Annotated in this window: 14 protein-coding genes and 1 other RNA gene; 2 read left to right on the top strand and 13 right to left on the bottom strand. The window is 38.8% G+C overall.

The window, feature by feature from the left end:
• The first annotated feature begins 500 nt into the window (after positions 1 to 500).
• Entirely contained in the window at positions 501 to 1,511 is a 1,011-nt protein-coding gene (locus HMPREF2728_RS02765) for a YeiH family protein (RefSeq protein WP_075226974.1), read from the top strand.
• Between the two features lie 182 nt (positions 1,512 to 1,693).
• On the opposite strand, the gene HMPREF2728_RS02760 is transcribed toward HMPREF2728_RS02765, so the two are convergent.
• From HMPREF2728_RS02760 to tadA, 11 genes are all read right to left on the bottom strand, one after another.
• Positions 1,694 to 2,128, bottom strand: a complete 435-nt coding sequence (locus tag HMPREF2728_RS02760; protein WP_075226973.1) for a CoA-binding protein — start codon at positions 2,126 to 2,128, stop codon at positions 1,694 to 1,696.
• A 135-nt stretch (positions 2,129 to 2,263) separates the two neighbouring features.
• Positions 2,264 to 3,103, bottom strand: coding sequence for a class B sortase, LPKTxAVK-specific (srtB, locus tag HMPREF2728_RS02755; RefSeq protein WP_075226972.1), 840 nt, complete (start codon positions 3,101 to 3,103; stop codon positions 2,264 to 2,266).
• Positions 3,104 to 3,177: 74 nt separating this feature from the next.
• Positions 3,178 to 3,846 carry an amylase-binding adhesin AbpA gene (abpA, locus tag HMPREF2728_RS02750; protein ID WP_075226971.1) on the bottom strand — a complete coding sequence of 223 codons (669 nt, stop codon included), beginning with the start codon at positions 3,844 to 3,846 and terminating at the stop codon, positions 3,178 to 3,180.
• 300 nt (positions 3,847 to 4,146) lie between these two features.
• Positions 4,147 to 5,115: a ribose-phosphate diphosphokinase gene (locus HMPREF2728_RS02745; protein WP_000010179.1), complete on the bottom strand. Its 969-nt coding sequence runs from the start codon at positions 5,113 to 5,115 to the stop codon at positions 4,147 to 4,149.
• A 216-nt stretch (positions 5,116 to 5,331) separates the two neighbouring features.
• Positions 5,332 to 5,826, bottom strand: a complete 495-nt coding sequence (locus HMPREF2728_RS02740; RefSeq protein ID WP_006147430.1) for a beta-class carbonic anhydrase — start codon at positions 5,824 to 5,826, stop codon at positions 5,332 to 5,334.
• Positions 5,827 to 5,973: 147 nt separating this feature from the next.
• Entirely contained in the window at positions 5,974 to 6,669 is a 696-nt protein-coding gene (locus HMPREF2728_RS02735) for a TIGR00266 family protein (RefSeq protein ID WP_075226970.1), read from the bottom strand.
• A gap of 71 nt (positions 6,670 to 6,740) precedes the next feature.
• On the bottom strand, positions 6,741 to 8,102 hold the full coding sequence (gene radA, locus HMPREF2728_RS02730) for a DNA repair protein RadA (protein WP_083280538.1): 1,362 nt from the start codon (positions 8,100 to 8,102) through the stop codon (positions 6,741 to 6,743).
• Between the two features lie 13 nt (positions 8,103 to 8,115).
• Positions 8,116 to 8,655 (bottom strand): histidine phosphatase family protein, encoded by a 540-nt coding sequence (locus HMPREF2728_RS02725; protein ID WP_075226968.1) that lies wholly within the window; start codon positions 8,653 to 8,655, stop codon positions 8,116 to 8,118.
• A 1-nt stretch (position 8,656) separates the two neighbouring features.
• Complete coding sequence (locus HMPREF2728_RS02720; protein WP_075226967.1) at positions 8,657 to 9,100, bottom strand: dUTP diphosphatase; 444 nt, start codon at positions 9,098 to 9,100, stop codon at positions 8,657 to 8,659.
• 216 nt (positions 9,101 to 9,316) lie between these two features.
• Positions 9,317 to 9,414: signal recognition particle sRNA small type (ffs, locus tag HMPREF2728_RS02715), an RNA gene on the bottom strand.
• Positions 9,415 to 9,446: 32 nt separating this feature from the next.
• A complete protein-coding gene (tadA, locus tag HMPREF2728_RS02710; protein WP_075226966.1) occupies positions 9,447 to 9,914 on the bottom strand; it encodes a tRNA adenosine(34) deaminase TadA in 468 nt (155 codons plus the stop codon).
• A 301-nt stretch (positions 9,915 to 10,215) separates the two neighbouring features.
• On the opposite strand from tadA, the gene HMPREF2728_RS02705 reads away from it, so the two are divergent.
• Complete coding sequence (locus tag HMPREF2728_RS02705; protein WP_222563178.1) at positions 10,216 to 10,758, top strand: hypothetical protein; 543 nt, start codon at positions 10,216 to 10,218, stop codon at positions 10,756 to 10,758.
• Positions 10,759 to 11,199: 441 nt separating this feature from the next.
• Here the strand turns inward: HMPREF2728_RS02705 and HMPREF2728_RS02700 are convergent, their stop codons facing one another.
• Together HMPREF2728_RS02700 and comW are read right to left on the bottom strand one after the other, a co-directional pair.
• Positions 11,200 to 12,486, bottom strand: a complete 1,287-nt coding sequence (locus HMPREF2728_RS02700; RefSeq protein ID WP_075226975.1) for an adenylosuccinate synthase — start codon at positions 12,484 to 12,486, stop codon at positions 11,200 to 11,202.
• Positions 12,487 to 12,717: 231 nt separating this feature from the next.
• Positions 12,718 to 12,954: a sigma(X)-activator ComW gene (comW, locus tag HMPREF2728_RS02695; protein WP_049530063.1), complete on the bottom strand. Its 237-nt coding sequence runs from the start codon at positions 12,952 to 12,954 to the stop codon at positions 12,718 to 12,720.
• Positions 12,955 to 13,176: the final 222 nt, after the last annotated feature.

The following is a 13,176-nucleotide window of genomic DNA, read 5'->3' as shown; positions in this document are numbered from 1 at the left end:
TTTATGTCTAACTTTTGGGGTGCAGTTCATGATTGAGACATCTTTCTTTATTTTATAAGCTCCGAAACCTTAATTTTTGGTACCGTCTTGGTTTAACAATACGCTGTATATATAATATTTTACAGCTACTTTTTCTTTAGAAACGTTGATTTAATAAGGATTTAAATATTACAGAGTATACCTTTGTAAAATACGGTTTTGCTAATCTTCGTTACAACTATTCTAGCACCATTATTGATTACTAGATCGGTAATGTCATTTCTGAGTGGATAGTCAGAAAGTGGTTAGATAAGTGCGACAAAAAAAATATAACCTGAGTTTAGTTTTAATATGACTAGACAAACAGAAATACCAGAGGTGGAGCTCTGGTATTTCTGTTTTTACCAAGACTTCGTTACAGTTCTAATCACATAATGAGAGAAACTTGTCAAATAATTATTAAACTTTACTTTTCTTCGAGATAAGATTATAATAAGAAGTACTTATTTTAGGAGGTTTTTATGTCATTTCTATCAAAAAATGGGGCAGGACTTTTGGTCTGTCTTATCATATCTATCATTTCTTGGATTTTAGGTGGCTTTCTGCCTGTTGTGGGAGCACCTGTCTTTGCCATCTTTATTGGCATGATTCTCCACCCATTTCTCAGTTCCTATAAACAACTGGATGCCGGCTTGACTTATAGCTCCAAAAAACTGCTTCAGTATGCTGTTATCTTGCTTGGGTTTGGACTCAATATCTCTCAAGTTTTTGCAGTAGGAAAATCTTCGCTCCCTGTCATTCTATCCACCATTTCTATAGCCTTGATTGTTGCCTATCTCTTCCAGCGCTTTTTTGACCTAGATACAAAGCTAGCTACCTTGATCGGTGTCGGTTCCTCTATCTGTGGCGGTTCTGCCATTGCAGCGACTGCTCCTGTCATCCATGCCAAGGAAAAAGAAGTCGCACAAGCCATTTCTGTTATCTTTTTCTTCAATGTCTTGGCAGCTCTTATCTTCCCAACTCTAGGAACCTGGCTCCATCTTTCCAACGAAGGCTTTGCCCTCTTTGCAGGAACTGCGGTCAATGATACTTCCTCTGTAACGGCTACCGCCAGCGCCTGGGACAGTCTTTACCAGTCCAATACTCTCGAAGCTGCCACCATTGTCAAATTGACCCGTACTCTGGCTATCATCCCCATCACTCTCTTTCTCTCCTACTGGCAAAGTCGTCAACAAGGAAACAACCAAGGGGTAAAACTTAAAAAAATCTTCCCTGTTTTCATTCTCTACTTCATCCTAGCTTCTCTGCTAACCACCGTCCTTACTTCCTTCGGTGTCAGCAATAACTTCTTTGCACCTCTCAAGCAACTGTCTAAATTCCTCATCATCATGGCCATGAGCGCTATCGGTCTCAAAACCAATCTCATTGCTATGATTAAGTCCAGCGGTAAATCCATTCTGCTTGGAGCTCTCTGCTGGATTGCTATCATCCTAACTAGTCTCGGTATGCAAACGCTCATCGGTATTTTCTAATACTCTTCGAAAATCAAATTCAAACCACGTCAACGTCGCCTTGCCGTAGGTATGGTTACTGACTTCGTCAGTTCTATCTGCAACCTCAAAACAGTGTTTTGAGCAGCCTGCGGCTTTTCCTAGTTTGCTCTTTGATTTTCATTGAGTATAACACAAAAGGTAGCCCGCAAGCTACCTTTTTATTATTCAAGAATTAAGCGTGTATGTTCTCTCTTAATACAACGGTTCATCACGATATCATCGCATCCTCCAGAACGCAAGATTTCTTCCGCTTCCAGACTTTCAAGTCCTAGTTGCGCCCAGAAAATCTTAGCATCAGCCTTGAGAAAATCTCGTGCCACATCTGGTAGAAACTCACTACGACGATAGACATTAACGATATCTACAGAAAAAGGAATCTCAGCTAGACTGGCATAAGCCTTTTCTCCCAAGATTTCCCCACCTGCAGCCTTAGGGTTTACTGGTATGATTTTATAGCCACGAGCCTGCATTTCCTTTGTCACTCGATTGCTAGTTGTTTCCTCACGATCAGACAAGCCCACTACTGCTAGAGTTTTACTGGTTTCTAGATACTGACGGATCACGCCATCACTTGGATTGATAAATTCTTGAGTCATAAAAATCCTCCTTTTTCATCAGTATAGCATATTTTGAAAGGGTTTGCAGAAATTTACTATAAAATCAAAAAATCCTCCCAAAATTAAACAATTTCATTTAATTTGAGGAGGATTCATAAAGATCTTATTTAAAGATTATTCTCTAGTTGGTTTATACTGAAGGCTTTCTCCATGTTGTTTGACAAAGTCACTCATCTCTGAGTCAGGAATTTGTCGAAGGTAGAGATTGGCACGAATCGTATCATCTTCTTCACGACAAGTAGAAAGAACAAGATATTTATCCTTAGCTGATACCTTAACATTTGGTTTCTTAACCTCTGCAGTATCATAAATAATATTTAGCTGTTTCTCAAAATCCGCATCATCATCAAAAGAAGTACGGTAAAAAGCTGTTTCTTCTGGAACAATAATCATAGCAACAGCTTCATAATAATACTTTCTCTCTGGAGTTTCAATGACTACATAAGGATGTGCATCAAAATATTCTTGGCGACTGAAATAATTCACGTCTTTAAACATACGGTGGTCAGGCACTTTACTACCACGAGCGTGACCAAATAACCAAGTCAATCGATCACTAAAGTCCTTCTTGTTATCAGCGTCCATAAAGACTGCCCCCATTAAAGGCTCGTTAACGCCATCAAAGCGCTTATCTAAATAAGTCGCATTATCCGTTGTTTGAACAACCGGTTCATCCAACTGGGTACCAGGAATATAGACGTAACCAACGGTTTCAGAGTTGGTCGCAAGCAAGCCTTTAAATTTATTTGCGAGATATTCCTTTTCTTCTTCACTAGCAGTATAGGCTTGTTTTGGAGCTTCCTGAGTAACCTTTGCATCATTTAGCTTATCTCCACTTGGAGCTAGGAAGCTTTTATAGATAAAGAAGCCTCCCAAAGCAACGATAGCTACTGCAACGATTGAAGCAATTATTTTAGTAATTGGTGATTTCTTTGTCGTAGAACGTCTACTCATCTTTTCCTCCCTCATTTTTTACCAAAAAAATCACTGAAACCAAGTTTCAGTGATTGGCTACTTTTTAAATAAAATTATTTAGCAGCGTGTGTTTTTGGAAGGGCTTTTTGACCTGCTTTAGCATTTGCGCCTGCTTTTTTAGCAGCTGCGTCTGCTTTTTTAGCTTGGTCTACAGCACCTGGTTTACCATCTTCTGGTTTAGTTGCAGCTTGATCAGCTGCTTGATCAGCAGGTGCTTGATCAGGTAGACCATGTTCTTTCAAGTAACGAGCATTTTTTTGTTCTGGAGTTTCGTTCAAGATGTAGTAGTCACCTTGTTTTTTGTTAGCTGTGTTCCACTCTTTTTGTAGGCTTTGAACAGCTTCATTACGAACACGTGCAACTTCTGCATCATATTTAGATTGAGCTGCTGCTACTGCATCACGGTAAGGTTTCAACAACTCATTACGGTTGTGTGCAAAGTTTTCTGGTGCATTTTCTGCTGTTGCCAATGCTGCTTTAGCTGCATCCAATTCAGCTTTATTAGCATTGATATCTTCTGAATGAGCTGCGATATACTCGTTAACTCGTTGTGCATTTACAAATTCAGTTTGTGAATTGTAAGCGTCGCCTACTCCACCACCTGTTACTGGTTGGTCATATGCACCTGGAGTGTTAGCTCCACCGTTAATATCTGCAAAAGCTGGAGCTGCTGCTGAGAATACTGCAAGAGCTACTACTGATGACAATAAAACTTTTTTCATTGTTTTATCTCCTCTTTAAGTTTAATTTTATTTATAAGGATAACCCTTATTACCTCAAATTATATCACATATATCTAGGTTGTCAAGCTTTTTCTTAAAGTATTTTTAAAATTCCTGGTAAAAAACGAGTAAAATTTATTATATTTTTAAAAAACAAGCAATATTCTCGAAAGATTAAGGAAAAAAATGGACTAAAAAACGAACAATTAGTGAAATTTTCACATTTTTCTGATCTAATTAAGAAAACTCCCAACAAGGTCTATCACTTTGTTAGGAGTTTTGTCTTATCCAACGAATTCGTTAGATTTTTTTCTCAATACTAAATAATGGAGATAGAGGACGTTTTTCGTGGATACGGATGATAGCATCTGCCAAGAGATGAGCGATAGAGATTTGCTCAATCTTATCAATTAAACGCTCTTCTGGTAGGTAGATAGTATCCAAAACAACTAATTTTTTAATAGCTGATTTTTGGATATTATCCATAGCAGGCCCTGAAAGAACTGGGTGCGTACAGCTTGCGTAAACTTCGACAGCACCAGCTTCTGCAAGAGCATCTGCCGCATGGCAAATAGTTCCAGCTGTATCGATCATATCGTCAATCAAGATACAAGTCTTGCCTTCTACCTTACCAATGATGTTCATCACTTCACTGGTATTCATCTTGTCCACGCTACGACGTTTATCAATAATGGCAATCGGAGTTTTCAAAAACTCTGCCAATTTACGAGCACGAGTCACCCCACCATGGTCCGGACTGACAACCACATAGTCAGAACCAACCATACCACGACGCTCAAAGTAGTCTGCAATTAAAGGAGCACCCATCAAGTGATCGACAGGAATATCAAAGAATCCCTGAATCTGTGCAGCATGCAAGTCAATCGTCAACAAACGATCCACTCCAGCCACTTCTAGCATATTTGCCACAAGTTTTGAAGTGATTGGCTCACGCGCTCTCGCTTTTCTATCCTGACGTGCATAGCCATAGTAAGGCATAACAACGTTGACAGATTCTGCACTGGCGCGTTTCAAAGCATCTACCATAATCAAAATTTCTAGCAGATTGTCATTTACAGGTGAGCTAGTTGATTGTAGGATAAAGACGTGTTTCCCACGGATCGATTCTTCGATATTAACTTGAATTTCTCCATCTGAAAATTGACGTACAGTCGATTTTCCCAACTCTATCCCAATCTCTTGCGCCACACGCTCTGCCAATTCTCTATTTGAAGAAAGGGCAAACAGCTTTAAATCAGAAAAAGACATGATTTCCTCCAGTATTTATGTATCACTTGTGTTTTTTCACAACATTTTTCCAACTACCATTGTAGCGCTTTTTTCTCTATTTTTCAATAAAAAATAAGACAAGAGTAGACATTTATCCCCTTGTCTTGTGCTCATTTATATTCCTTATATTCAAGCTGAAATGTGACAACTTAGACATTCTATCTCATAGGAAGATAGGAACTCACAAAGGAAAAGTTAGTATACCTCTCTCATACTGCCTGTATCCACATCATAAACAGCCCCTGAAATAACCACATCATCTGGAATCAATGGGCATTCTCGAAGTAACTGCATATCTTCACGAACACTCTCCTCAACGTCTTGAAAAGGGAGAAAATCTTGACCCGAGACATCAACCCCTAATTCAGTTTTTAAATGTTCTTGAAACTCTTCGTTTTGAAATGTCTGAGCACCACAGTCTGTATGATGAAGAACCACAATCTCTCTTGTTCCCATTTGTTGCTGAGAAATCACGAGTGAGCGAATCATATCGTCTGTCACTCGACCGCCCGCATTCCGTAAAATGTGAGCATCTCCAAGTGCTAACCCCAAAGCTTGTGCAACGTGCAGACGTGAGTCCATACAAGTCACAATGGCTACTCTTGTTTTCGGCTTGATTGGCAGATTTAACTGCCCATGCAGGGCAACATAAGCCTGGTTGGCTTGCATAAACTGTTCAAAATACGACACGATTTCCCCCTTAAAAATTTGATAATCAAACATTTCTCCTATCTTATCATTTTTAAGAGTATTTGTCAGCTGTCAACCTCCTTATTAAAAAACCAGGACAGAGACATCCAGCTTCTAGCTTGAGTTTCTGCCCTAGTTTTTTTATTATTATGAACCTTTTTGAATATACTTGTTAAGAGAGCCTGCAAAGCTTTGAAGATTGAGACTTTGTACATAGACCTCACCGGTACCTCGGAAGGTATTCACCACTCCTTCGCCTGTACCAATAGACTGCCAGAAGCCATTTTCTAAGTGGATATTATAGTCCAAAGATTGACTCCAAGCTACCACATGGGCATTGTCGATGGTTATTTCTTGGTTTTGTAGCTCAATTTTCTTAATAGAGCCAAAAGCATTGGCCAAAAGAGTTCCCTGACCTTGAGTAGTCATTACGAAAAGACCACCTTGACCTCCGAACAGAGCTTTTCCAATAGATTGACGTTCCATTGTATAGAAAGCCGTCCCATCAAGAGCCAGAAAAGCCCCATCATTCAATCGATACTGCTTTTCACCTAGCTCAAGAGCAATCACTTGACCAGGAGTATCTGGTGCTAGAGCAAGGTTGGCGTTATCAGACTCTGCAATAGCTTGAGTAATGAAGGTACTTTCACCAGAAACCATAGAACGTCCTACAGCTTTGACAAAACGCCCCAAACCAGAACCACTGGCATTAAGTTGGGTATTGAGGCTGACATTAGGCGTGTGGTAAACCATGCTACCACGCTGGATAAAGACTGTTTCTCCTTGGTTGAGTGATAACTCTACCAAAGGAAATTGCATTTGACTATCCATAGAAAATTTCATCAGAAATTCCTCCTTGTTTTTAATAAATATTAGCTATAAAGTGTTTTGCAATCTAAAACTGAGTAAGACTATTAGGCAAATACTTTTTTCAAGACTTCTCCGATAGTCGTCACTCCAATCACCTGAATTTCCTTAGGTGGCTTAATACCTGTCAAGGAATTCTTAGGTACATAGATTTTTGTAAATCCAAGTTTAGCAGCTTCATTGATGCGTTGCTCGATACGATTCACGCGCCGAATTTCTCCAGTCAAACCTAACTCTCCTACAAAACATTCCTGGGGATTGGTTGGCTTGTCCTTATAGCTCGAAGCTATAGCAACCGCAACTGCCAAATCAATAGCAGGCTCATCCAATTTGACACCACCAGCAGATTTGAGATAAGCATCCTGATTTTGCAAGAGAAGACCTGCCCGTTTTTCCAAAACAGCCATAATCAGACTAGCGCGATTGAAGTCAAGACCTGTTGTAGTCCGCTTGGCATTCCCAAACATAGTCGGTGTTACCAAGGCCTGAACCTCCGCAAGAATAGGACGGGTTCCTTCCATGGTCACCACGATGGACGAACCAGTTGCTCCATCTAAACGTTCTTCTAGGAAAACTTGACTAGGATTGAGCACCTCAACCAAGCCACCTGATTGCATCTCAAAAATCCCAATTTCATTTGTCGAGCCAAAACGGTTTTTGACTGCTCTTAAGATACGGAAGGTATGGTGGCGTTCCCCTTCAAAGTAAAGCACCGTATCCACCATATGCTCCAACATACGAGGACCCGCCAAGGTTCCTTCCTTGGTCACATGCCCTACAATAAAGATGGCAATGTTATTGGTTTTGGCCAGCTGCATGAGTTCTGCAGTCACCTCACGCACCTGAGACACAGAACCTTGAACTCCAGAAATCTCAGGAGACATGATGGTCTGGATAGAGTCGATGATGAGAAAATCTGGCTGAATTCTCTCTATTTCTGCCCGTACGCTCTGCATATTGGTCTCTGCATAGAGATAAAACTCGCTATAAATATCACCTAAACGCTCTGCACGGAGTTTGATTTGCTGAGCAGACTCCTCCCCACTGACATAGAGAACTGTCCCTACTTGAGACAACTGGGTTGAGACTTGTAAGAGCAGGGTTGATTTCCCAATCCCTGGATCCCCACCGATAAGGACAAGACTTCCTGGTACCACTCCGCCTCCAAGCACACGGTTGAACTCCTCCATTTCAGTCTTTGTTCGATTGACATTGATGGAGGTCACATCCGCCAGTTTCATGGGCTTGGTTTTCTCACCTGTCAAGGACACACGCGCATTTTTGACCTCGGCAACCTCAACCTCTTCTACAAAGGAAGACCAAGACCCACAGTTAGGGCATCGTCCCAGATATTTAGGGGAATTATATCCACAATTTTGACATACAAATGTCGCTTTTTTCTTTGCGATGATAAACCTCTTTCTATATCTCTATCTCACATTCAATCACTTGGCAAAAATCAATCTTCTCGTCTGGTACAAATTGGCGCATGAGCATTCCGTGAGTTACAATGATAATAGTTTTATAATTTTTATATTTTTCCAAAGTTCTTAAAAAACGATGACGCATCTCCAGAGCAGTTTCATAGCGATAAGGAGAATCTTCAGATAAACCTCCTTGATGTTTTAGATAATATTCATGAGCTACCAATACACTAGTTAAATCAGAGTTAGTACCATCTAAGTCTGGACGCCACTCATGAAAAAACGGCTCCACAAATAAGTCCAATCCTGTTTCAACCGCTATATAATGTGCTGTTTCTAAAGCCCTCGTCACAGACGATGAAATAATAATCTCTGCCTTTCCAAAACATGCAGTTTTAGCAACTTCTTTTGCCAGACTGCGACCTTTTCCTGTCAATGGTGCTAAATCACGACCAAAACCACTATAGAGTCGCGGATTTTCAAGTTTATCAAGCATACTATAATCTGGCTCTCCATGACGTACAAAGATAATCTTCATCTTAGTGCCCAGTTGATCCAAATCCACCAGTACGAACGCCGTCTGCCGAATCTCCATCTGCAATTAAGAAAGGAGCAAAGACAGCCTGAACTACACGTTCCCCAACTTCAAGAACAACTTCTTGATCTGTGATGTTTTTCATCTGTGCAAAGATATGTCCTTCATTCCCTGGATTACCATAATAGTCTCCGTCAATGACACCCACAGAGTTAATCAAGACCAAGCCCTTTTTACGAGGGTTTGAAGAACGATCATAGAGGTAGAGAACCTCTGTCGGCTGCATATAGGCCTTGACCCCAGTTGGGACGAGAACGATTTCTCCTGGTGCAATGACTGTACGCTCCGCAACCTTTAAGTCGTACCCAGCCGCATGCGCTGTCTCACGCTTCGGTAGCAAACTCTCATCTGTAAAACTAGAAACTAGTTCAAAACCACGAATTTTCATAATCTTCTCTTTTCTATTATCATTTATTCTAGGCTATTTTATCTTATTTATTCGAAAAAAGCACGAAAAATCTTCTATATAAAATAAAGAAAAGTGTCCTATCAAAAAGCAAACAATAAAATCATACAAAAAAATTTAAAGATATTTCAAATGTCCCTTATTTTCTCTTTTATTAACAAACTCATTCCTATTTCGCCATACTTAAACTATTTTCTTTAAAGCACAAAAAAAAGAGCACACAATTCACATCGCTTAGGGCTGCTGGATTCCTCCCCTGACCCGCTTCACGCAGAACTGTTGCTCCATCAATTATTATACCACATTCCTCAAGATTTTAAAAGAGAAATTATTTTTTCCGTCGATTTCTGAAAAATTCCTGCATAATGCCTGCACATTCACTCTCTAAAATCCCTGTTTCAACCTCTACACGATGATTTAGGCGCTCATCTGTTAAGATATCGTAGAGGCTGCCAGCGGCGCCAAATTTCTGGTTTTTAGCTCCATAGACCACCTTTGGAATGCGAGCTAGCCCAATCGCCCCACTACACATAACGCAGGGCTCTATAGTCACAAAAAGTGTGCAATCCAACAAACGCCAGCTCTCTTCCCTTACATTAGCATTCTCTATGGCCATAATCTCCGCATGCATAACCGCACGTTGCAACTCCTCACGCGCATTGTGCCCCCGACCAATGATTTCTCCATCCTTTACAATTACACAACCAATTGGAATTTCATCATGCTCTAAAGCAATCTCCGCCTCCTTTAAGGCCTCTCTCATAAATGCTTCTTTTTCTTCAACTGTATAATCCATAGCCTCTCTCTTTTCACGCTTATCAATTCTATCATTATAGCATGTTTTCCTAGACAAAAAAAGAGCTCTATAATATTTGCAGCAACTAACTTTAGATAGTATTCAATCTCTAGTTAGTAGAAATAATGTTATAAAAAGAGTATAATACTGGCAAAATTAAGAGTAAAATTAGAAATCATGAACTGAGAGTAATGGAAACAATTGACACAGAATATCCAATTCTGTTAGAACATTTTTAATTATAACTCTCCAAAAAAAAGAAAAAACTGAGATTTAAACAATAAACAAGATGAAAGGATAAATGATGAAATTAGATTTTTTACAGGATGAACCAAAACTTACCTTGATGTTTCCACTTAAAGATACATTTAATAGAGTATGGGGCCCATCCCTGATATCTATATCTGTTATGATTCTCTGGATTCTAAAGCGTCTGATGACTTACAATACTGATTTTGCAGACAAGATTGTTATGGCGGTAGCGCTGATTTATGCTCCACTTCTTATATGGTTTTTAGGCTTTTCTCTCTTCATAAATGGAGTAAAAGTAGAGATTTTTAAAAACAATACTGTTCAGTATTATACCTATAGCAGTAGAGGCCACAGCCTATTACATTATCAATTTGGCCTTCAAGATATCGAACAAATAACCATTAAAAAGCGTCCTTTTAATTGCGTAAAGTTAAGTATAAAAATTAGAAATCCTATTTTTTTAGAAGGACATGAAAAAAAACTAAATAAGCTAGTCAGTGTCAGTACCATCACAGACAAACTAAAAGCAGATGCTTTTATGCACGAAATGAAGCAATTTCAAAGTAATAAATCAGATAATCAAGTAAGCTGATTCAGAAAAAATTCAAGTTTGTCTAACTTACAAATTCTCAAGAAAATAGTTGACTGAAGAGGCTGGGATCAGAAATCCCAACCTCATCTTTTCTTAGTTATGCGCCTTTGATGTGATGGTAAATTGAACGATTTGTTGGTATTTGAGAATTCAAAAAGCTTCTTTTACCAAAACTTCTTTTCTCCTTTCACAACCTTAACTAATTTACCAAAATGTTGAAAACTCGTAGATCTGGGGCTACCAAATCAAGACTTAATCTAGAGACTTAATGCCCACTGTTTTTTTCTTCAACTGAAAAAAAAGCCACCGAATGCGGTGACTTTATAGGGAGATTATTATGAAAAAGAAAAGTTTAGGATATTTGTTACAACAAGTTAGGAGGTCTTCTTGTAACTGTCTATAGTATAGCTGAACTATCTTAAACAAATCTTAAAAAATCTCTTATGACCAAACACTTTCTAAAATATTTGTTTGTTCACGACCAGGGCCCACCGAGAAAGTAGAGATACGAACGCCAACCAATTCGCTAACACGACGAACATAGTTACGTGCATTTTCAGGAAGATCTTCCAAAGTACGTACTCCAGTTATATCTTCTGACCAACCAGGTAATTCTTCATAAATAGGTTTACAACGTTTCAATTGTTCAAGACTAGCTGGATAGTAGTCAATGCGTTGACCATCAAGATCATAAGCTACACAGATTTTCACAGTATCTAAACCACTCAAAACATCGATAGAGTTCAAAGAAAGATTCGTAATTCCAGAAACACGGCGACTATGACGCATCACAACTGAGTCAAACCAACCTACACGACGTGGACGACCTGTTGTAGTACCATACTCATGACCTACTTCACGAATGCGTTCTCCCACTTCATCAAACAATTCAGTTGGGAAAGGCCCATCTCCTACACGACTTGTATAGGCCTTACATACACCTACAACCTTGTCAATCTTGCTTGGACCAACACCTGAACCGATCGTCACACCACCAGCCACAGGGTTTGATGACGTAACAAATGGATAAGTACCTTGGTCAATATCTAGCATGACACCTTGGGCACCTTCAAATAGGACACGTTTGCCATTATCAAGCGCATCATTTAAAATAACTGAAGTATCTGTGACATATTGCTTAATTTGTTGACCATACTCATAATATTCTTCAAAAATATCATCAATTGAAATAGGGTTGCTTTCGTACAATTTTTCAAACAAACGATTCTTCTCAGCAAGGTTACGTTCTAAACGCTCACGGAAAATCTCCTTATCCAAAAGATCCGCGATACGAATTCCCACTCGAGCAGCCTTATCCATATAAGCTGGACCGATACCCTTGATAGTAGTACCAATCTTATTTTCACCCTTAGCTTCTTCTTGCAGGCGGTCTAACTCGATGTGGTACGGCAAAATAACATGCGCACGATCAGAAATACGTAGATTATCTGTTGTAACACCTTCATCATGAAGATAGCTCAACTCTTTCACAAGTGACTTAGGATTTACAACCATCCCATTCCCAATGACAGAAATTTTTTCAGGGAAGAAAATTCCAGAAGGAATCAAGTGCAACTTAAATTTCTTTCCATCAATCACAATTGTGTGACCAGCATTATCACCACCTTGGTAACGCGCAATCACTTCTGCATTAGCTGAAAGGAAGTCTGTAATCTTCCCTTTACCTTCATCACCCCACTGGGTACCTACAACAACAACTGAAGTCATAATCTTGTCTGAGCCCTTAGGCTCTTCCTTTCTCACATACATGGCAGGAATCTCACCTACAATTATATCTTACAATTTATTATAATAAAGATTCTCAATTTTTTCAAGACCAAAGACCAGAAACATTAGGGAACTAGAGAAAACTAGAAAATTAATATTAAAAAAATATTGTAAATTTATATTTTGAAAAGAAAAAACTATGAAATCGTTCGGAAATATAGAATTTTTAAATTATCTCCCAACCCAATCATTTGAAATCAATAGTTGCTCAATGTACAAACGGTAGCAAGCTCTATAGTGGTAAGAAAATAAAGGATGCATAATATCAAGCTTGTACCGAACTAAATAATAGAGTAAAAATCGAAGATGAAAAACTTCCCATTCTAAATCATTATCCACTAAATAACTATATTCCTTTTCAATAACATCATAAAAATCAAGATATTGTTCATAAATCTGTTCAATCATTTTATTTGACTCCATTTCTATTGATAAAATGAGTATAACAAAAAAATAGAAGAATCTGGGAAGATACTTCTATCATGTACTATAATGAATATCTAAATAAATAACAGATAAAAAAATTAACAGTTCAGCTCAACAATCCTACATTTCAAAAAAGATCTAAAATTTCTATAATGAAAAGAAATCACTGTAGGAATGAACTGCACCCCAAAAGTTAGACATAAA

The organism is Streptococcus sp. HMSC061D10 (genome assembly GCF_001808865.1).
Classification (GTDB): domain Bacteria; phylum Bacillota; class Bacilli; order Lactobacillales; family Streptococcaceae; genus Streptococcus.
This window is presented reverse-complemented; position numbering and strand designations above follow the sequence as displayed.

Coding starts and splice junctions, on each gene's coding strand:
- HMPREF2728_RS02765 (WP_075226974.1), top strand. CDS start 501: ATGTCATTTCTATCAAAAAATGGGGCAGGACTTTTGGTCTGTCTTATC.
- HMPREF2728_RS02745 (WP_000010179.1), bottom strand. CDS start 5,115: ATGTCTTTTTCTGATTTAAAGCTGTTTGCCCTTTCTTCAAATAGAGAA.
- abpA (WP_075226971.1), bottom strand. CDS start 3,846: ATGAAAAAAGTTTTATTGTCATCAGTAGTAGCTCTTGCAGTATTCTCA.
- srtB (WP_075226972.1), bottom strand. CDS start 3,103: ATGAGTAGACGTTCTACGACAAAGAAATCACCAATTACTAAAATAATT.
- HMPREF2728_RS02700 (WP_075226975.1), bottom strand. CDS start 12,486: ATGACTTCAGTTGTTGTTGTAGGTACCCAGTGGGGTGATGAAGGTAAA.
- HMPREF2728_RS02735 (WP_075226970.1), bottom strand. CDS start 6,669: ATGAAATTTTCTATGGATAGTCAAATGCAATTTCCTTTGGTAGAGTTA.
- comW (WP_049530063.1), bottom strand. CDS start 12,954: ATGATTGAACAGATTTATGAACAATATCTTGATTTTTATGATGTTATT.
- HMPREF2728_RS02760 (WP_075226973.1), bottom strand. CDS start 2,128: ATGACTCAAGAATTTATCAATCCAAGTGATGGCGTGATCCGTCAGTAT.
- HMPREF2728_RS02725 (WP_075226968.1), bottom strand. CDS start 8,655: ATGAAGATTATCTTTGTACGTCATGGAGAGCCAGATTATAGTATGCTT.
- HMPREF2728_RS02720 (WP_075226967.1), bottom strand. CDS start 9,100: ATGAAAATTCGTGGTTTTGAACTAGTTTCTAGTTTTACAGATGAGAGT.
- tadA (WP_075226966.1), bottom strand. CDS start 9,914: ATGGATTATACAGTTGAAGAAAAAGAAGCATTTATGAGAGAGGCCTTA.
- HMPREF2728_RS02705 (WP_222563178.1), top strand. CDS start 10,216: ATGATGAAATTAGATTTTTTACAGGATGAACCAAAACTTACCTTGATG.